A 19,172-nucleotide genomic window follows, 5' to 3' on the forward strand; every position below is an offset into this window, starting at 1 on the left:
CCCTTATCCGGCAACTCTCAGTGCCTGCTCGATGTCTTCGAGCAGGTCGTCGGCGTCCTCAAGGCCGACTGACAGCCTGAGCGTTCCCGGTCCGATGCCGAGCTCGGCGCGGGCTTCATCGGTCAAGTTCTTGTGTGTAGTCGTCGCCGGATGGGTGATCAGACTCTTGGCGTCGCCGAGATTGTTGGAAATCAGCACGACGTCGAGTGCGTTCTGGAAGGCAAAGGCCGCCTGCTTGCCGCCCTTCACATCGAGGCAAATCAGCGTCGAGCCGCCCGACATCTGCTTCTTGACCACGGCCGCTTGCGGGTGGTCGGCGCGGCCGGGATAGATGACGCGGGCGATTTGCGGGCGCTCGGCCAGGAAATCCGCGATGCGGCCGGCACTTTCCGTCTGCTGGCGTACGCGCAGCGGCAGCGTCTCCAGGCCTTTCAGCAGCGTCCAGGCATTGAAGGGCGAGAGGCTCGGGCCGGTGTGACGGAAATAGTCATGCAGGTTCTCGTCGATCCATTTCTTGTCCGACAGAACGATGCCGCCAAGACAGCGCCCCTGGCCGTCAATATGCTTCGTGGCCGAATAGACGACGATATGGGCGCCGAGCTGCAGGGGTTTCTGCTGCAAGGGCGTGGCGAAGACATTGTCGACGATCAACCTGGCGCCGTTCGAATTGGCAAGTGCCGCGACGGCGGCAATGTCGACTACCTCCAGCGTTGGATTGGTAGGGCTTTCCAGGAAAAACAGTTTGGTGTTGGGCTTGACCGCCTTTTGCCAATTGGCGATGTCGGTGCCGTCGACCAGCGTTGCCTCAATGCCGTATTTCGGCGCCAGCGTCTCGACCACCCAGCGGCAGGAGCCGAACAGCGCGCGCGCCGCCACGATATGGTCGCCCGCCTTGGCGCTGCACAGCAGTGCTGCCGTCACCGCCGCCATGCCGGATGCCGTGGCGCGCGCGTCCTCGGCTCCTTCCAGCGCGCACATGCGTTTTTCAAACATGTCGACCGTCGGATTGGCATAGCGCGAATAGATGAAGCCCGGCTCCTCGCCCTTGAAGCGGGCCTCCGCCGCTTGCGCTGTCTCGTAGACATAGCCTTGGGTGAGATACATCGCCTCGGAGGTCTCGCCGAAGCCGGAACGCAGCGTCCCGGCATGCACGAGTGCGGTCTGAGGCTTCCAGTCGCGCTTCTTGGTCATCATTCCATCCAAACACCAAAATTGGTCCAAACAACAAAAAACCGGTCGCGAAAGTCGCAACCGGTCCTTATGGCCTTGCGGCCCGACGGTCCTTTAGCGACTTGTTTAACGTGGCTGCAAGCCGACCGGCCAAATCACCACGGGATAACGAGCTTTAGACCCGCGCCACGCTTGCGTCAATTGCCGGCATGATTAAGAGGGTTGTACCAAGCAGGTGCCAAAGGCGTCTACGGTCGGACCTGCGACAGAACAAGACCTCGCCCGGCGTTCGAACGGAGCCAGACCCTTGCGGCAGACAGGCATTCTTCCCGATCAGGATATTTCCACGCTGTTCCAGACGGGCGCGCTGAAATCGCCGCGCACGCTCGATGCCGATCAGATCCAGCCGGCCAGCCTTGACCTCAGGCTCGGCGACAAGGCCTGGCGGGTGCGCGCTTCCTTCTTGCCCGGCCCGGACCACAGGGTTGTCGACAAGCTCGACCGGCTGAAGCTGCACGAGATCAACCTCGCCGAAGGTGCCGTGCTGGAAACCGGCTGCGTCTACATCGTGCCGCTGCTCGAAAGCCTGGCGCTGCCCGCCCATATTTCCGCCTCCGCCAACCCGAAAAGCTCGACCGGACGGCTCGATATCTTCACCCGGGTAATGACCGACCGTGGCCACGAGTTCGACAAGATCGCCGCCGGCTATGAAGGCCCGCTCTATCTGGAGGTCAGCCCGCGCACTTTCCCGATCGTCGTGCGCACCGGCTCGCGGCTGTCGCAGATCAGGTTCCGCACCGGCAATGCGCTCTTGTCGGAAAGCGAGCTGCACGACCTGCACCGCGCCGAGATGCTGGTCGCCACCGAACCACCTAACATCTCAGGCGGCGGCATCGCGCTGTCGATCGACCTCGACGGCGACAAGGATGGGCTTGTCGGCTATCGCGGCAAGCACCACACCGGCCTGGTCGACGTCGACAAGCGCGCCGCGCAGGATGTCGTCGATTTCTGGGAGCCGCTCTACAAGAGCGGTGCCGGCGAGCTGGTGCTCGATCCGGACGAATTCTATATTCTGGTGTCGCGCGAGGCGGTGCATGTGCCGCCACTCTACGCCGCCGAAATGACGCCTTTCGACCCGCTGGTCGGCGAGTTCCGCGTCCATTATGCCGGTTTCTTCGACCCGGGTTTCGGCCATTCGGCGTCGGGCGGCACCGGCAGCCGGGCGGTGCTCGAGGTGCGTAGCCACGAAGTGCCGTTCATCCTCGACCACGGCCAGATCGTCGGACGGTTGGTCTACGAGCACATGCTGAAACGGCCGCGGGCGCTCTACGGCACAGATCTAGGCTCGAACTATCAGGCGCAGGGCCTGAAACTGTCCAAGCATTTCCGCGCCGCCCGCTGAGCTTGTTCGCAATTCCGTCAGCCGCGAAACAAATATTCTTTCGCGGCGCCAAGGCAGCCATGAAACTGACCGACAAAGAGCAGTTCTCGCACTGCCAATCGCTTCTTCCCCCAAAATCCTCTGGTTTGCTTCTCGTCGTCAAGTGAGGCGCTTGAGCTGGACTGCAAGGGGAACAACTGCTTGTCGATACATCCCAGCACATGGGCTCTGGCGGAGTCGATACCGCAGGCTCTGCCATTGTCGTTCAGTCTGTCAGCGCCGAGTGCGGACGTCATGCGATCCGCGTTGCGCATCAGAAAGCTCACTTGCGATTTCGAATAACCGGTGGCCAGAAGCCGGTTAGTCATCGACATCCGGGCTTCGCGATAGGATTTTGCGCTGCATTGTCCGGCGCTGTAAGCCGCCGGGGAGAAATAGGCGAGGAACAGGACTAAATTTACGACACAGTGCCAATCCGCAGGCCGTTCATTTTTCGCTCCTGAATTCTGTCACCAGTTTACAACGCCTTCACCGCCACCTTCACCGGCTGCTCGATTTCAAGCGGGTTGCGCAGCGGCAGGCCGAAATCCTGCGCCTCGATTTCGAATACGTCACCGGCCTCGGTCCTGATGCCGTCGGCGAAGGACAGCGTCGCCGTGCCGAACATGTGCACATGCACGTCGCCCGGCTGGCGGAAGGCCGAGTATTTGAAGTGGTGATGCTCGAGATTGCCAATGGTGTGCGACATGTTCGCCTCGCCCGACAGGAACGGCTTTTCCCAAAGCAGCTTGCCGTCTCGAAGGATGCGTGAAGCGCCGCGGATATCGGACGGCAGGTCGCCGATCAGGATCTCCGGCCCGAACGCGGCGTTGCGCAGCTTGGAATGGGCGAGGAAGAGATAGTTCACACGCTCGGTGACGTGGTCGGAAAACTCGTTCGACAGGGTGAAGCCGACACGGAACGGGGCGCCGTCGTCGCCGATCACATAGATCCCGGCGATTTCCGGCTCCTCGCCGGCATCCTGGGCGAAGGCCGGCGACATAAGCGCCGCACCGGGCGCCACCGCCATGGTGCCGTTGCCCTTGTAGAACCATTCCGGCTGCACGCCGATCTGGCCCTTCGCCGGCTTGCCGCCCTCGAGCCCCATGCGGAACATCTTCATGGAATCGGTCAGCTGTTCCTCGCCGTCCGTGCTGAGCTTCTTGTGCATGGAATCGCGGGTCGCGGCGGAGCCGAGATGCGTCAGCCCGGTGCCGGTGAGATGGAGATGCGCCGGATCGGGATGGTTGATCGGCGACAGCAGCCGGCCCTTCTTGTAGGCTGCGTCGAGATCGACGGTTTCGCCGAAGCCTTTGCGCTCGATCAGGGCGACAAGCCCGCTGCCGGTACGCGCGGCTTCCATCGCCAGCGAATAGACGCTGCGGGCGCCGTTGATGACGCGGGTCTTGCCGCCGTTGCGGGCAACGACGCGGATCGTCTCGGCGTCGTCGAGGATTTGTGAGATCAGCATGGTAACCCTCTCTGAATTGTGGGCTGGCCTGCCCTTTCTCGGCAAACCCTGCCCTGCGCGGCCCGGACCCTGTCCGCGCCTCGGTTGAAATTCTTCGTCCGGATTGCGCTCGCGGATCAGGTCCCTCGGGGGACTTCTTTGCGCCGCCCGGCAGCGCCGCGATGTGACCCGTATGCCTCCTGGTTGCCTCTCAAGCCTTGTTCTTGTTGTAGACGTCGAAGACGACGGCGCCGAGCAGCACTAGGCCTTTGACCACCTGCTGCCAATCGACATTGACGCCCATGATCGACATGCCGTTGTTCATGACGCCCATGATGAAGCCGCCGACCACCGCGCCGATCACCTGGCCGACGCCGCCCATCGCCGAAGCGCCACCGATGAACACCGCGGCGATGACGTCGAGCTCGCTGCCGAGGCCGGCCGCCGGCACAGCCTGCCCCAGGCGCGCTGCGATAATCAGGCCGCCGAGTGCCGACAGCACGCCCATATTGATGAACACCATCAACGTCAGCCGTTCGGTCTTGATGCCCGATAGCTGGGCTGCCTTGGCATTGCCGCCCATCGCATAGATGCGACGGCCGATCGTCATGCGTTTGGTAACGAAGACGAACAACGCGATCAGCACGCCCATCACCATGAGAACGATGGGGAGGCCCCTATAGGTGGCGAATTGGTAGACGAGAAACAGCGCCAGCGCGCTGATCACCAGGGTCTTGACGACGAACAGCGAGAAGGGCTCGGCTTCGTAGCCATGCTTCTCGCGGGTGCGCCGTGCCCTGAGCCCGAAAAAGGCATAGGCGAGCACGGCGACGAGGCCGATCACGATCGTCGTCAGGTGCAGCGTCAGGCCGCTGCCGACAATGGTTTTGCCGGCGGCGTTCACGGTTGGCGGTATCAGCGTCAATGGGCCGATCAGGTCCGGAATGAAGCCGGAACTGAGCGCCTTGAAGCCGACGGGAAGCGGCCCTACGGAAGACCCGCCACCCAGCAGCGCCTGGCAGATGCCGCGGAAGATCAGCATGCCCGCCAGCGTGACGATAAAGCTCGGTATTCGGTGATAGGCAATCCAATAGCCTTGTGCCGCGCCGATTGCACCACCGACGATCAGGCAGATGATCGACACCACCAGCGGATTGCTCAATGGGCCAAGCGGCCAGATGACCATCATCATCGCCGCCAGTGCGCCGATGAAGCCGGCGACGGAGCCGACGCTGAGATCGATGTGACCCGAAACGATCACCAGAAGCATGCCCAGCGCCATCACGATGATGAAGCTGTTCTGCTGCACGAGATTGCTGAGGTTCACCGGCTTGAACAGCGTTCCGGACGTGGTGAACTGGAAGAACACCATGATTGCGATCAACGCCAGCACCAACCCGTATTCGCGCAGGTTGGTGACCAGCGCCGAGACGGCAATGCGAGGTCCCTGTTGTAGATCCTGGGCAACGCCGGTCTGCGGCCCGGGAGCGCTTTCGGTGCTCATGATGCTTTTCCTTCTCCGCGGACGATGGCGCGCATTATCTTTTCCTGGCTGGCGTCGCTTGCCGCCATTTCGCCGACGATGCGTCCTTCGTTCATGACGTAGATGCGGTCGGTGATGCCGAGCAGTTCGGGCATTTCCGACGAGATGACGATGATTGCCTTACCCTCGGAGGCGAGACGCGCGATGATCGTATAGATTTCATACTTGGCGCCGACGTCGATACCGCGTGTCGGCTCGTCGAGGATCAGCACTTCCGGATTGGCGAACAGCCATTTCGACAGCACCACCTTCTGCTGATTGCCGCCAGAAAGGTTGCCGGTCATCTGGTAGACGCTCGAGGCGCGGATATTGGTCCTGCCGCGATAATCGTTGGCGACCGAAAGCTCGCGCAAATCGTCGATCACGCCGTGGCGCGACACGCCGGGCAGGTTGGCCAGCGTGATGTTGTGCTTGATGTGGTCGATCAGGTTGAGACCGTAGGTCTTGCGGTCCTCGGTAACGTAGGCGATGCCGTGTTCCACCGCCTTGCTCACCGAAGAGACGTCGATCGGCTTGCCGTTGAGGAACACCTCGCCGGTGATGCGACGGCCATAGGACCGGCCGAACAGGCTCATTGCAAACTCGGTCCGGCCGGCGCCCATGAGCCCGGCAATGCCGACCACTTCGCCCTTGCGGGCGTTGAGGTTGATACCCTTGATGACCTGCCGCTCGGCATGGATGGGGTGGTAGACCGACCAGTTTTTCACTTCGAGAACGGTCTCGCCGATCCTCGGCTCGCGCGGCGGATAGCGGTCGTCAAGCGAACGGCCGACCATCGAGGTAATGATCCGGTCCTCCGAGATGTCCTTCTTGGCCAGCGTCTCGATGGTCCGCCCGTCACGGATGATGGTGACCTTGTCGGCGACCCGGTTCACCTCGTTGAGCTTGTGCGAGATCAGGATCGAAGTGATGCCTTGCCGCTTGAATTCGAGCAGCAGATCGAGCAGCGCCTGGCTGTCCTTTTCGGACAGGCTCGCGGTCGGCTCGTCGAGAATGAGCAGCTTCACTTCCTTGCTGAGCGCCTTGGCGATCTCGACCAGCTGCTGCTTGCCGACGCCGATATTGGTGATCAGCGTGTTGGCGTCTTCCTTGAGGCCGACCTTTTTGAGCAGGGCGCTGGTGCGCGCCTCATTGGCATTCCAGTCGATGACGCCGTATCTGGCGTGCTCGTTGCCGAGAAAAATGTTTTCGGCGATCGACAGCATCGGCACCAGCGCAAGCTCCTGGTGGATGATGACGATGCCCTTGCGCTCGCTGTCATGGATGCCTTTGAAATGGCACTCATCGCCGCGATAGATGATCTGGCCGTCATAGGTGCCGGACGGATACACACCCGACAGCACCTTCATCAGCGTCGACTTGCCGGCGCCGTTCTCGCCGACCACGGCATGGATCTCGCCTTCCTCGACCATGAGCTTGACGTTCGACAGCGCCTTGACGCCGGGAAACGTCTTGGTGATGTCGCGCATCTCCAAAATCGTCGATGCCATTGAGAATACCACTCCTGCGAGGTCCGCAAACAATACCGGGCTGGCTCGCCAACGAAAAGGGGCCCTGCCTGCGCAGGACCCCAGGCTTTGTAACCGCGATTACTTCAGTTCTTCGGCCTTGATGTAGCCGGAGTCGACCACCAGGGCCTGGTAGTTCGACTTGTCGACGTCATGCGGCGTCAACAGGATCGAGGGAACGACCTTGACGTCGTTGTTGTAGGTCGTGGTGTCGAGGCCTTCCGGCTTGCCGCCCGAGAGCACCTTGTCGACGAGTTCGACCGTCGCCTTGGCGAGTTCGCGGGTGTCCTTGAACACGGTCGAATACTGTTCGCCGGCGATGATCGCCTTGACCGAAGCGGTCTCGGCGTCCTGTCCGGTGACGATCGGCCATGGCTGATCGGCGGTGCCGTAGCCTACGGCGCGCAGCGAAGCGATGATGCCGCGCGACAGGCCGTCATAGGGCGAGAGCACGCCATCGACGCGGCTGCCGTCCGAGTAGTTGGCGGAGAGCAGATTGTCCATGCGGGCCTGGGCGGTTGCCGCCAGCCAGCGCAGCGTGCCGACCTTGTCCATGCCCATCTGGCCGGACTTCACGACGAGGGTCTTGTCGTCGATCAGCGGCTGAAGAACCGACATGGCGCCGTTATAGAAGAAGAACGCATTGTTGTCGTCCGGCGAACCGCCGAACAGCTCGATGTTGAACGGGCCCTTCTTCTCGGGATAACCGAGACCCTTGAGCAGCGATTTGGCCTGGATGACGCCGACGCCGAAATTGTCGAAGGTGGTGTAGTAGTCGACATTTGGCGTCTTCTTGATCAGGCGGTCGTAAGCGACGACGACAACGCCGGCGTCATTCGCCTTCTGCAACGCATCGCCCATCGTGGTGCCGTCGATCGAAGCGATGATCAGCGCCTTCGGGCCCTTGGTGATTTCGTTTTCCAGCTGGCTGAGCTGGTTCGGAATGTCGTCCTGCGCGTACTGCAGGTCGACAGTGTAGCCCAAAGCCTCGAGCTGGGACTTGACGGCGTCGCCGTCGTTGATCCAGCGCTGCGAGGTCTTGGTGGGCATCAGCACGCCGATCAGGCCTTCGCCCGCCTGCGCCGGCAGCGTCATGGCCGCGATGCCTAGGGCCGCGACGGCGGCCAGTGTCTTGATGATCTTCACATTAACTCTCCCTGGTTGATGGACGCGTACCCTTGGGTTTCGTGGGCCGCGCAATCGTGCAGGAGCGCCAAACGCGCCGCTGCCGTCAATCGATCTCCGGTATCCTCCCAATCGGCCCCGAGACTCTGGTTTCAATCGATACGAGTTTTCCCTCGTCACCGACCGTCAAGCCTCAGGACGCGCGAAGGGTGTGTCGCTTTGCCATAACTGTCAAATGCGATCTTTGATGGTTGCTATATCGAGACTGATATGGCTTAGGCTAGTGACGACGCTGCCGGATCCAGCCAGGGCGCCGGGCGTAAGAGTAGGGAAGAATCATGGCGGCACTGCGAAATCCTGACGGAATATCAGCCAGTTACGATGAAATCCCGGGTGATGGCGGAACCTTGCTGCGCAGCGGCTTGAGCCTGCGTCACATGCGCATGATCGCAGCCCTCGACGAGCACGGCCGGGTGAGTGCCGCGGCCCAGGTCATGAACATCTCGCAGCCGGCGGCCTCGCGCATGATCGCCGAGATGGAGGCGGTGCTCGACGTCAAGCTCTGCGAAAGGCTGCCGCGCGGCATCACGCTGACGCCCTATGGCAAGGCATTGGCACGGCGCGCGCGATCGATCCTGCTCGAGATGCGCGAGGTCGACCGCGAGATATTCGAGCTCAAGGCGGGCAAAGGCGGCTCGGTGTTCCTGGGCGCAGTCACGGCGCCGGCGATCGAGCTGGCGGTGCCGGCGATCCGCGAGATCCGGCGCCTCTATCCGCGCATCGAAATCACCATGCAGGTCGAGACCTCGAACGTGCTGGCGCGCGAGCTGATCGCCTCGCGCCACGATTTCATCATCGCCCGCATCCCCGACGACCTCAATCCGCGGCTGTTCGAAGCGCGCGTCATCGGCGTCGAGAAAGCCTGCCTGATCGTGCGCCGCGGCCACCCGCTGACCAAGGGCAAGGCGGTGCGGCTGGAAGACACCGCCGCCTATGATTGGGTTTTCCAGTCGGGCGGCTCGCCGCTGCGCCAGGCGATGGAGAGTAACTTCCTGAACCGAAACATCGCGCTGCCGGACCGCATCCTCAACACCAGCTCGCTGCTATTGACTCTGGTCATGGTCGCGCAATCCGACGCCATCGCGCCGGTGTCGATCCAGGTCGCGAAGTTCATCCAGAACCCCGAAGGCCTGGCCGGCGCTATCGATGTCGTCCAGACTGAATTCGACATCGAGGTCAGGCCCTACAGCCTGATCACGGTGAAGAACCGCGCGCTGTCACCGGCAGCCAAGATGCTGCACGATTTTATTTTGCGAGAGGTGGGCTGAGGGTTGGAGCGGGTAGCGGGCGCATCCCGTGGCCGGCCAGACGACCAGACAGGCCCGCCAGCAGCGGCGCCGATGCACGTCGGCCACTACTGCCTGATGCTCAAAAAAGGCCCGCCAGCAGAAGCCAGCGGACCAAGGGTAGACTTTCCGGTTGGGGTCATTCGAGGCCCCGCCGACCCTCAATGTGAGATATTCCACGAACTGGCACATCGGCCAAACAGATGAAAGACGGCCAGCCCGGGCCGTAAAACTGCCTATAAATCCGCTGGTTTTCAGCTTGGCCAGAACAAGTGCAATGCACCGGGGGCAAAAGCTGGAGCGGGTAGCGGGAATCGAACCCGCGCGTTCAGCTTGGGAAGCTGACAAGCTACCATTACATCATACCCGCGCTGGTTCCTCCGATATCATGGCCCGGCGCCGATGCGCAATCCGGTTTGAGGGCTCGGCTTGATGCAGGGCTATCAACTGCGTATTTCTAGGCATGTGCCCGAATCGCGGCACCCGACTGTGGAGACAGGCTTGTCCGCACTGAACCGCTTTCTCGGCGATACGCCGCTCCGGGTGATCCTGAAGCTGCTTGTGGTGTCGTTCCTCGTCGGGCTGGTCATGAATGCCTTCGGCTGGTCGCCGATGGATGTGCTTTATGGCATTCGCAAATTCTTCATCGACCTGTGGAATTTGGGCTTCCACGCCATCGACCGCTTTCTCGGCTACATCCTGCTCGGTGCCGCGATCGTCGTGCCGGCCTTCATCCTGCTCAGGATCGCTAACTACCGGAAGTGAATTTTCAGGCGTAGCCCGCCGCCACCTCGAACAGGATGGCGTGCCGTGCAGCAAGTGCTGCGACATCCGTCGAATAGCCTCCGCCGATAACGCCGCATACCGGTATGCCAAGCGTGCGGAAATGGCGGATCACTATATCGTCGCGGGCGCGCAGCCCGTCATCCGTGAGCGACAACCTGCCGAGCCGGTCCTCGACATGGACATCGACGCCGGCATTGTAGAAGACGAGGTCCCAGCGCCTTCGCGCCGACAGCTCCGGCAGGATGGCGTCCAGCCGCTCCAGATAGGCTGCATCGTCGGCGTCGTCGGGCAGGGCGACATCGAGATCGGAGGCGATCTTGCGCGCGGGGTAGTTGCGGTCGCCATGCATGGAGAAGGTAAACACGCGCGGCTCGTCGTTCAGGATATCCGCCGTGCCGTCGCCCTGATGCACGTCGAGGTCGACGACCAGGATGTTTTGGACAGCAGCTTCGGCGAGCAGCACCAGCGCGGCAACGGCTACGTCGTTGAAGGTGCAGAAGCCGGCGCCTTGCGCGCGCCGTGCATGATGGCTGCCGCCGGCGGTGTTGCAGGCGATGCCGTTCAGCAACGCCAGCCGCGCTGCCAGCACCGTGCCGGCCGTTGCGAGCTGCGCCCTCAGCGAAACCCGCGGTCCCACGGGAAAGCCGATCTCGCGCTCGATCGCCACCGGCACTTCGCAGGCAAGCACCTGGTCGACATAGTCGACCGCGTGGGCAAGCTTCAGCCATGATGGCCGCGCCGCCTCCGGCATGTTGAGCGCTTCGGGCTTCGCCAGGCCGCGTGCCCGCAAGGCATCCATCAGCAGCGGATATTTGCTCATCGGGAAGCGGTGGTTGACGGCGAAGCCGGCGTCGTAGTCGGGATGATGAACGATCTGCAAGGGCATGGGACGGGCGGTGCGCCAGAGGCGGGTTTCGGTTGACCATAGCGGCGTGGATGGTTGCGCGAGATCCGCAAACTGGGGCACATCGGCTAGCCGATCAAGCCGCAACAGGAAGCAACACGCGTTTGGAGCAGGCTTTACCCACCGAAGTCCACGCCACCGAAGCCAGGGCCTTCGTCGTCACCAACCGCTCGGTGCTCGCCATCGCCGTGCCGATGACGCTTGCCTATCTGACGACGCCGTTGCTCGGAATTGTCGACACGGCGGTGGTTGGGCAGTTCGGCGACGCCGCCCTTCTCGGCGGCCTGGCGGCCGGCGCCCTGATCTTCGACGTCGTTTTCACCACCTTCAACTTCCTGCGCTCCGGCACCACCGGCCTCGTCGCCCAGGCCTTCGGGCGCGGCGATGCGCTGGAGGAGCAGGCGGTGTTCTGGCGCGCCGTGCTGATCGCGGTCGTCGCCGGCGTCGTCCTTGCCGCGCTTGCGCCGCTGGTCTCCACCGCCGGGCAATGGTTCATAGGCGCCGAACCGCGCGTCAGCGCGGCGATGGACGTCTATATCCGCATCAGGATGCTCGCAGCACCGTTCTCGCTGATCAATTACGCCATCCTCGGTTACGTGCTTGGGCGCGGCGAGGGCGGGCTCGGGCTGATGCTGCAGTTGATACTGAACGGCATCAACATCGCCCTCTGCTTCCTGCTTGGCCTGGAGCTCGGCTGGGGCGTTGCCGGCGTTGCCTGGGCAACGGTCACCGGCGAATTCGTCGCCATGCTGCTTGGTCTCGCCATTGTCGGCCGGCGCTTTTGGGCGGCGCCCAGGCTGCCGCGCCACCGCGTCCTTGATCTGCCGGCATTCCTGCGCATGATGTCGCTCAATCGCGATATCATGATCCGCTCCTTTTCGCTGCTCGCCGCCTTCGCGCTGTTCACGCGCCAGGGCGCACAATTCGGCACTCTGACGCTGGCCGCCAACGCCGTGCTGATGAACCTCTTCCTGGTTGCCGGCTATTTCCTCGATGGTTTCGCCACCGCTGCCGAACAGCTCGCCGGGCGCGCCATCGGCGCCCGTGCCGCCACGGCGTTTGATCAGGCGGTGCGGCTGACGCTGCTTTGGGGGCTCGGGCTGGCGGGCGCGGCGACGCTCTTCTTCCTGATGGAGGGCACCGATCTCGTCGCCCTGATCACGACCGCGACGGACGTCCGCGCCATTGCCGACATCTACCTGCCCTGGGCGGCGTTCACCGCGCTCAGCGGCGCGCTGGCTTTCGAGTTGGACGGGATTTTCATCGGCGCAACATGGTCGCGCGACATGCGCAACATGATGCTGGTGTCGTTCCTGTCGTTCAGCGCCGCGCTGCTGATTCTGGCGCCGGCATTCGGCAATCACGGCTTGTGGGCGGCGTTGCATGTCTTCCTGCTGGTACGCGGCTTCAGCCTGCTCGCCATATTGCGGCTGCGGGTGCGCACAGCCTTTAACTGATCGCTAAAGCGGTTTCGCCGCCCAGTGATCGAGGCGGCTGTCGCGAAGCTCGCGCAGCGACTTCAGCCGTTGACTGTCCATGAAACGGGCCATGCCGGAAAGAATGCGCCCCGGCAGCGCGGGCCCAGCATAGATCATGCCGGTATAGAGCTGGACGAGATCGGCGCCGGCACGGATCTTTTCCAGCGCCGTCTCGGCGGAATCGACGCCGCCGACGCCGATGATAGTGGGATCCGGGCCAAGCAGTTTTCGCATCCTTGCCAGCACGATAGTCGAGCGTTCGAACAAGGGTTTCCCCGAAAGCCCGCCGGTCTCGCCGGCAAGGCCGGCGCTGCTCAGGCCGGCTCGCGCGATCGTTGTGTTGGAGACGATGACGCCGTCCATTTGCTTGTCGCTGATCTCGGCGGCGATGTCCTCAAGCTCGGCCTCGACCAGATCCGGCGCGATTTTGAGGAACACGGGCGGTTTTGCCGGTGCCGCCGCACGCGCGGCCATGACCCGCGACAGGAGCTCGCCAAGCTGGTCGCGCGCCTGCATGTTGCGCAGGCCCGGCGTGTTCGGCGAGGAGATATTGATCGTCAGATAGCTGGCATATCGCGCGAACCGGATCACGCCGCGCTCATAATCACTGACGCGGTCGGCGCTGTCCTTGTTGGCGCCGATGTTGATGCCGACGATGCCGGGGCGGCCTTTTCGGGCGGCAAGACGCTTCTCTGCGGCGGCGTGGCCTTCATTGTTGAAGCCCAGCCGGTTGATCACTGCCCCGTCCGAAGGCAGCCGGAAGATGCGCGGCTTCGGATTGCCCGTCTGCGGCAGCGGCGTGATCGTGCCGACCTCGGCGAAGCCGAAGCCGAGGCCGAGCAGCGCGTCCGGCACTTCGGCATTCTTGTCGTAACCCGCGGCCATGCCGAGCGGGTTCGGGAAATCGAGCCCGCAACGGCTGACCTTTAACCTGTTGTCCTGCGGCGGACGACCGGCGACCGGCAGCCCGCATCTCAGCGCGGCAATCGACAGCCCATGCGCGGTTTCCGGATCGAGCGTGAACAGCAGTTTCTGGCCGATCCGGTCGAACGCGCTCATTCGGCCTCCAGCGCCGGGAATTCATGCCGGCCGTCAGCGCCGAGCGGCAATGCCTGCACCGAAACGACCGCATCGAGGCCGAGCCCGCCATAGAGATGCGGGAACAGGGCGCCGCCGCGCGAGACCTCATATTTCAGCGCATCGCCGAGGCGCGCGCTATCGACGGCGACCAGCAGCAACCGGCTTTGGCCGGCGAAATGTTTGGCCGCCGTTTCCCGAACCTGCCCGGCGGTAGAAAAATGGATGAAGCCGTCGGCGACGTCGATCGGCGCGCCGGTGAAGCCGCCTTCTCTTTCAGCCTCGCGCCACAGCGCCTCGGGAACTATCTTGTAGATGATCTCGGACATGGTTGCGCTATAGTCCGAACCGACCACGCGGGGAAGGGCAGGCCCGTGTTCTTCCCCATTTCAGGTTCATCCCCATTTCAGGCGCAAACTGTGATAGATTGCGCTGACTGGCTCATGGAGGAAAACATGCGTCTGAAACACGTCTTGATCCCCGCAGCACTGGTGTCGCTTGTCGCGGCGTCGGCCTTTTCCGAGGAAGCCGATCGCTACCGGTTGGAGAAATCGGCCAATGGCTATGTCCGCATGGATACGCAAACCGGCGCCATGTCGCTCTGCGAGGAACGCTCCGGCCAACTCGTCTGCAAGACGGCGGCCGACGAACGTGCCGCCCTACAAGATGAGGTCGACCGGCTGCAAAATTCGGTGAAGGCGCTCGACGAACGCGTCGCCAAGCTCGAAAATTCGCTTGCCGCGCGTTTCGAATCGACTTTGCCCAGCGAGGAGGATTTCAACAAGACGATGGGCTACATGGAGCGCTTCCTGCGCAGCTTCATGGACATCGTCAAGGACATGGACAAGGACGAAGACAGCGCCAAGCCCAATTCGCAAAAGACCTAGGCAATTCGCAAAAAGACCTGGGGCGGGAATAGCAAGCCGCCCACCCGAACAGCAGGCGTAGTGTTATGATCGTTCAGATCCTGCAAGGCGGAAAATCGCCAACGGGATTCGGGGAGGGATATCACCGTTGGGCTACACATTCGTCATTGCCGATGATCACCCGCTTTTTCGCGGTGCATTGAGGGAGGCTCTCGCGGGCATCGGAGACGTTGCCGCCATTCATGAGGCCGGCGATTTCGAAAGCGCCAAGGCGCTGGTCCTGGCCAATGAGGATGTCGATCTGGTGCTGCTCGATCTCTCGATGCCGGGGGCAAGCGGTCTTTCCGGCCTGATTTCGCTGCGCGGCATCCATCCGGCGGTGCCGATGATGGTGGTCTCGGCGCATGACGATCCGGTGACGATCCGGCGCGCGCTCGATCTCGGCGCCTCCGGCTTCATCTCCAAATCGGCCAGCATGGAGGAGATCCGCAATGCGGTGCAGTCGGTGCTCGCAGGTGATATCGCGGCACCCGCCGGGGTCGATCTCGGTGTCGAGCGCGATCCCGAGATTTCCGACCTGATCAAGCGGCTGCAGGCGCTGACCCCACAGCAGACGCGCGTGCTCGGCATGCTGGCTGAGGGACTGCTCAACAAGCAGATCGCCTATGAGCTCGGGGTCTCCGAAGCAACGATCAAAGCGCATGTCTCGGCCATCCTGCAGAAGCTCGGCGTCGACAGCCGCACTCAGGCGGTGATCCTTTTGTCCAAAATCGGCAGCGACCCGCTGCAGACGGCCGGCTGATTCCTATTCGGCCGCCGGCGCCAGTGGCCTGACCCTGGCCATCATCGAGCGCAGCATCGCCGGTTTCAGTGGTTTGCTGATCACCGGCACGTCCAGCCTGCCGGCAGCGGCGCGAACCTCGCTGGAGCGGTCGGCGGTGACCAGCACGGCCGGCAGGTCCTCGCCATGGATCGCACGCAACTGGGCGATCAATTCGAGGCCGGTCTTGTCGTCGAGATGATAGTCGGCAAGCACGATGTCCGGCCGATGCATGCCGGACCTCTCGAGATCCTCCGCGCCGGAAAGCGTGTCGACGCTGCAGCCCCAGCCCTCGAGCAGCAGCCGCATGCCGTCGAGGATGCGGGCGTCGTTGTCGATGCAGAGCACATGGAGCCCGGCAAGCGAGGCCGCGGCACGGGCAGGCGGCTTCGCCTCGGCCTCGCGCCGCGGTGCCTGCACGGCCACCACCGGCAGCAACACGGAAAAGCGTGTGCCCTTGCCTGGGTTGGAGAAGATCCGGATTTCGAGGCGCAGGACGCGGGCGATGCGGTCGACAATGGAGAGCCCAAGGCCGAGGCCTTCCGCCTCGCGTGCGCCCTCGTCCAGCCGGGTGAATTCGCGAAACACGGTGTTCAGCTGGTCGCCGGCAATGCCGATGCCGGTGTCGATAACCTGGATCTCGGCCAGTTCGCCGCGCCGCCGCGCGCCGACCAGGATGCGGCCACGGCGCGTATACTTGATGGCGTTGGAAACCAGGTTCTGGATCAGCCGGCGCAGCAGATTGCGGTCCGTCATGACGCTGAGCGACGACGGCATGATCGAGAGTTCGAGCTTCTTTTCGGCGGCAAGCGGCCGGAAGTCGTTGCCGATCTGGCGCAGCAGCCCGTCGAGGCCGAAGCTCGTATCGTCCGGCTTCATCGCGCCGGCATCGAGGCGCGAAATGTCGAGCACCGCACCGAGGATGGTCTCGACCGATTCCAGCGACGATTCGATGTTCATCGCCGCCTTGCCGGCAGGTCCCTTGCCGGTCTTCTCGATCAGCGACGAGCAATAGAGGCGGGCGGCGTTCAGCGGCTGCAGGATGTCGTGGCCGGCGGCAGCGAGGAAGCGGGTCTTGCCGAGATTGGCCTCCTCGGCCAGCATCTGCGCCTGCGCCAGCTCCTCGTTGACGCGGGTGAGCTCGGCGGTGCGGCTCTTCACCCGCTGTTCCAGGGATTCGTTGGCGCGCTTAAGCGCCAGATCCTGCTCGACACGTCCGGAAATGTCGGCGTAGGTGGCGACGATGCCGCCGTCCGGCATCGGATTGGAGCGCAATTCCAGGATGCGCCCGCTTGTCTTCAGCTCCATCTGCCATGGGCTGACGAAGCTGGTCAGGCGGTTGAGCATGGTGACGCGCTGGTCTGCCGGTATGTCACCGCGCTCGGCAAGGTGGCGCAGGATACGATCGAGTGAGACGCCGACCTGGCCCATCTCGTCGGGCAGGTCGAACAGCGCCCGGTACTGGCGGTTCCAGCAAATCAACCGGAAATCGCGGTCGAAGACAGTGATGCCCTGTTCCATCTGGTCGAGTGCGATCTGCAGCAGATCGCGATTGTGCTGCAGCGCCTCGGTGGCGTCGTCGAGCAGGCGGAAGGCGTCCTTGGATTCGCGGTCGTTGCGGCGCAGCAGCAGCGACAGGATCAGCCGCGCCGAGGATGAGCCGACGGCACTGGCCAGAAGCTGTTCGGAGAAGCGGATGACGTCCATGCTGGCCTGTTCGTTGCCGAGCAGGGAAGTGCCGCTGCTCTTTTCGAACGACTGAAAGGACCGCTCGGTCCGTTCGACACCGAGATAGCGCGCGATCGTGTCCTTGAGGTCGTTGACGGTAATGGTGGTGCGGAAGCGGCGCAGGCTGGGCAGCGGACCCGCTTCGCGCGGCACGAAGATCGACGCCTGGATGCGTTCCAGCGGCACCGACGCCCGCGACAGCGAGCCGAACACAAAAAACAGCGTGTTGATCGAGAGGCTCCACAGCACGCCATGGTTCAGCGGCTCGGCGACGGTGCCGAAAAGCGCTTGCGGCCGCAACGCATCTAAGCCGAACAGGCCGTGGACGAGGATGCCGGTATCGGGCGCGACGAGCGAGGGAAGCAGCAGCGTGTAGCTCCAGACGACGATGCCGGCGACCATGCCAAGTGCGGCACCCCGGCCGTTGGCGCCGCGCCAGACCAGGCCGCCGATCAACGCCGGCGCGAACTGCGCGATCGCGGCGAACGACATCAGGCCGATCGAGGACAGCCGCGCGCTGTTGGTGCTCTCGCGGTAGTAGAGGAAGGCGATAAACAGCATGATGAAGATCGCCGCCCGCCGTACATTGAGGATGAGCGTCGACCAGTCCTCGTTCTCGGAGGTCGTGGTCCGCAGCAATCGCCTCACGAACAGCGGAATGACCAGGTCGTTGGAGATCATGATCGACAGCGCGACGCTTTCGACGATCACCATTGCGGTCGCCGCCGACAGCCCGCCGATGAAGGCGGCCATGGCCAGCACGTCGTGGCCGCTGAACAGCGGCAGCGACAGCACGTAAAGGTCGCTGCTGGTCTTGGGGCCGACCAGTTCCAGGCCGGCCAATGCGATCGGCAGCACGAACAGGTTGATTGCCACCAGATAGAGCGGAAACACCCATGTCGCGGTGCGCAGCTCGGCCTCGCTGCGGTTTTCGACGATGGTGACGTAGAACTGGCGCGGCAGCATGAGGATGGCAAAGCCGCTCAGGCATGTCAGCACCAGCCAGGTAGCGAGCGAGGTGTTGTAGCCCATCGCCTGGCGCACCTTCGTGTTTTCGGCGAGCTGGTCGAACATATCGCCTGGCCCGCCGAAGATCAGGAACGTGACCATCAGGCCGATCGCCAGGAAGGCGGCGAGCTTGACCACGGTCTCGACCGCCACAGCCAGCACCAGCCCGTCCTGGTGCTCGGTGGCATCGGCATGGCGCGTGCCGAACAGCACCGCAAACAGCGCCAGCAGCATGGCCACGACCAGCGAGATGTCACTGACGAACGGATCGAACGACGGCGGCGAGCCGGTATAGTGCTCGACCATCAGGCTGACCGAGCCGGAGATGGCCTTCAATTGCAGCGCGATATACGGCACGGCGCCGATGGTCGCGATCAGTGTGGCGATCGCCGCGACAGCGAAGCTCTTGCCGTAGCGGGCACCGAGAAAGTCGGCGATCGAGGTGATCTTCTCGGTCTTGGCCAGCCTGACGATGCGCTGCAGCAGCGGAAAGCCGAACACGAACACCAGCACCGGTCCGATATAGATGCCGAGGAACTCGAGGCCGCGCTCGGAGGACAGGCCGACCGAGCCGAAGAAGGTCCAGGAGGTGCAGTAGATGGCGAGGCTGAGCGCATAGATAAAGGGCCGGGCGCGGCCAGGCCCGGATGAAGTCGAGCGCCGGTCGCCCAGGCTGGCGATGGCAAACAGCAACGTCACATAGGCGATCGCGATGATGACGATGAACCAGCCCTGCACGGCTCGAACTTCCTCCCTGCGCCGATTTTTTCATCCGGCCTTGCAGACGCAATCACAGCTTGGCCACCGAGTCCATCGCGGCTTTCGGCGCATTATGGCCGCGGCTTCGCGCAATCCAGGCCGGGGAAACACGTCTTTGCGCCTGTCGCAACCGCAGGTTTTTGCTATTCTGCCCGCCGGTCGATGCCGAGGCGTGGACGGCAGC

The 19,172-nt window shown here is 63.2% G+C and carries 16 protein-coding genes, 1 tRNA gene and 1 riboswitch; of the genes, 6 read left to right on the forward strand and 11 right to left on the reverse strand.

All coding sequences use genetic code 11. The features are described from left to right. Positions 1 to 3: 3 nt before the first annotated feature. The gene (locus tag NKH16_RS12895) at positions 4 to 1,194 is read right to left on the reverse strand and encodes an O-succinylhomoserine sulfhydrylase (protein ID WP_352744482.1); all 1,191 of its coding nucleotides are present in this window, start codon (positions 1,192 to 1,194) and stop codon (positions 4 to 6) included. A gap of 70 nt (positions 1,195 to 1,264) precedes the next feature. Next, a riboswitch (SAM riboswitch) is annotated at positions 1,265 to 1,342 on the reverse strand. A 135-nt stretch (positions 1,343 to 1,477) separates the two neighbouring features. Between NKH16_RS12895 and NKH16_RS12900 the strand changes: the two genes are divergently transcribed. Then, entirely contained in the window at positions 1,478 to 2,572 is a 1,095-nt protein-coding gene (locus tag NKH16_RS12900; RefSeq protein WP_352744484.1) for a 2'-deoxycytidine 5'-triphosphate deaminase, read from the forward strand. Positions 2,573 to 2,589: 17 nt separating this feature from the next. Here the strand turns inward: NKH16_RS12900 and NKH16_RS12905 are convergent, their stop codons facing one another. From NKH16_RS12905 to chvE, 5 genes are all read right to left on the reverse strand, one after another. Beyond that, entirely contained in the window at positions 2,590 to 2,925 is a 336-nt protein-coding gene (locus NKH16_RS12905; RefSeq protein ID WP_352899707.1) for a hypothetical protein, read from the reverse strand. Between the two features lie 143 nt (positions 2,926 to 3,068). Further along, positions 3,069 to 4,061: an AraD1 family protein gene (araD1, locus tag NKH16_RS12910; protein WP_352899710.1), complete on the reverse strand. Its 993-nt coding sequence runs from the start codon at positions 4,059 to 4,061 to the stop codon at positions 3,069 to 3,071. A gap of 190 nt (positions 4,062 to 4,251) precedes the next feature. After that, entirely contained in the window at positions 4,252 to 5,544 is a 1,293-nt protein-coding gene (gene mmsB, locus NKH16_RS12915; RefSeq protein WP_352899713.1) for a multiple monosaccharide ABC transporter permease, read from the reverse strand. Continuing rightward, positions 5,541 to 7,073 carry a multiple monosaccharide ABC transporter ATP-binding protein gene (gene mmsA, locus NKH16_RS12920; RefSeq protein WP_352899716.1) on the reverse strand — a complete coding sequence of 511 codons (1,533 nt, stop codon included), beginning with the start codon at positions 7,071 to 7,073 and terminating at the stop codon, positions 5,541 to 5,543. The genes mmsB and mmsA overlap by 4 nt, the downstream gene beginning before the upstream one ends. A 99-nt stretch (positions 7,074 to 7,172) precedes the next feature. Then, entirely contained in the window at positions 7,173 to 8,237 is a 1,065-nt protein-coding gene (chvE, locus tag NKH16_RS12925; protein WP_254816339.1) for a multiple monosaccharide ABC transporter substrate-binding protein, read from the reverse strand. A gap of 317 nt (positions 8,238 to 8,554) precedes the next feature. Here chvE and NKH16_RS12930 point away from each other — a divergent pair, with 317 nt between their 5' ends. Beyond that, positions 8,555 to 9,544, forward strand: coding sequence for a LysR family transcriptional regulator (locus NKH16_RS12930; protein WP_352448650.1), 990 nt, complete (start codon positions 8,555 to 8,557; stop codon positions 9,542 to 9,544). A gap of 314 nt (positions 9,545 to 9,858) precedes the next feature. On the opposite strand, the gene NKH16_RS12935 is transcribed toward NKH16_RS12930, so the two are convergent. Then, a tRNA-Gly gene (locus tag NKH16_RS12935) sits at positions 9,859 to 9,932 on the reverse strand. A 131-nt stretch (positions 9,933 to 10,063) separates the two neighbouring features. Here NKH16_RS12935 and NKH16_RS12940 point away from each other — a divergent pair. Continuing rightward, positions 10,064 to 10,327, forward strand: a complete 264-nt coding sequence (locus NKH16_RS12940; protein WP_023677362.1) for a DUF6460 domain-containing protein — start codon at positions 10,064 to 10,066, stop codon at positions 10,325 to 10,327. A gap of 4 nt (positions 10,328 to 10,331) precedes the next feature. Here the strand turns inward: NKH16_RS12940 and NKH16_RS12945 are convergent, their stop codons facing one another. Next, positions 10,332 to 11,234 carry a histone deacetylase family protein gene (locus NKH16_RS12945; RefSeq protein ID WP_352899719.1) on the reverse strand — a complete coding sequence of 301 codons (903 nt, stop codon included), beginning with the start codon at positions 11,232 to 11,234 and terminating at the stop codon, positions 10,332 to 10,334. Between the two features lie 50 nt (positions 11,235 to 11,284). On the opposite strand from NKH16_RS12945, the gene NKH16_RS12950 reads away from it, so the two are divergent. Beyond that, a complete protein-coding gene (locus NKH16_RS12950) occupies positions 11,285 to 12,709 on the forward strand; it encodes an MATE family efflux transporter (protein WP_352899756.1) in 1,425 nt (474 codons plus the stop codon). Positions 12,710 to 12,712: 3 nt separating this feature from the next. Here NKH16_RS12950 and NKH16_RS12955 read toward each other — a convergent pair whose 3' ends face one another. Then, positions 12,713 to 13,789 carry a quinone-dependent dihydroorotate dehydrogenase gene (locus NKH16_RS12955; RefSeq protein ID WP_352835301.1) on the reverse strand — a complete coding sequence of 359 codons (1,077 nt, stop codon included), beginning with the start codon at positions 13,787 to 13,789 and terminating at the stop codon, positions 12,713 to 12,715. Next, positions 13,786 to 14,136: a DUF952 domain-containing protein gene (locus NKH16_RS12960; protein ID WP_023677366.1), complete on the reverse strand. Its 351-nt coding sequence runs from the start codon at positions 14,134 to 14,136 to the stop codon at positions 13,786 to 13,788. Before NKH16_RS12960 ends, NKH16_RS12955 begins: the two co-directional genes overlap by 4 nt. Positions 14,137 to 14,262: 126 nt before the next feature. Here NKH16_RS12960 and NKH16_RS12965 point away from each other — a divergent pair, with 126 nt between their 5' ends. Beyond that, complete coding sequence (locus tag NKH16_RS12965) at positions 14,263 to 14,694, forward strand: hypothetical protein (RefSeq protein ID WP_352448652.1); 432 nt, start codon at positions 14,263 to 14,265, stop codon at positions 14,692 to 14,694. A gap of 118 nt (positions 14,695 to 14,812) precedes the next feature. Beyond that, the gene (locus NKH16_RS12970; protein ID WP_473556440.1) at positions 14,813 to 15,475 is read left to right on the forward strand and encodes a response regulator; all 663 of its coding nucleotides are present in this window, start codon (positions 14,813 to 14,815) and stop codon (positions 15,473 to 15,475) included. A gap of 3 nt (positions 15,476 to 15,478) precedes the next feature. Here the strand turns inward: NKH16_RS12970 and NKH16_RS12975 are convergent, their stop codons facing one another. Continuing rightward, positions 15,479 to 18,967 (reverse strand): PAS domain-containing hybrid sensor histidine kinase/response regulator, encoded by a 3,489-nt coding sequence (locus tag NKH16_RS12975; protein WP_352899724.1) that lies wholly within the window; start codon positions 18,965 to 18,967, stop codon positions 15,479 to 15,481. Between the last annotated feature and the right edge of the window lie 205 nt (positions 18,968 to 19,172).

The sequence above is a fragment of the Mesorhizobium sp. M1307 genome (assembly GCF_040318155.1).
In the GTDB taxonomy this organism is placed as follows: domain Bacteria; phylum Pseudomonadota; class Alphaproteobacteria; order Rhizobiales; family Rhizobiaceae; genus Mesorhizobium.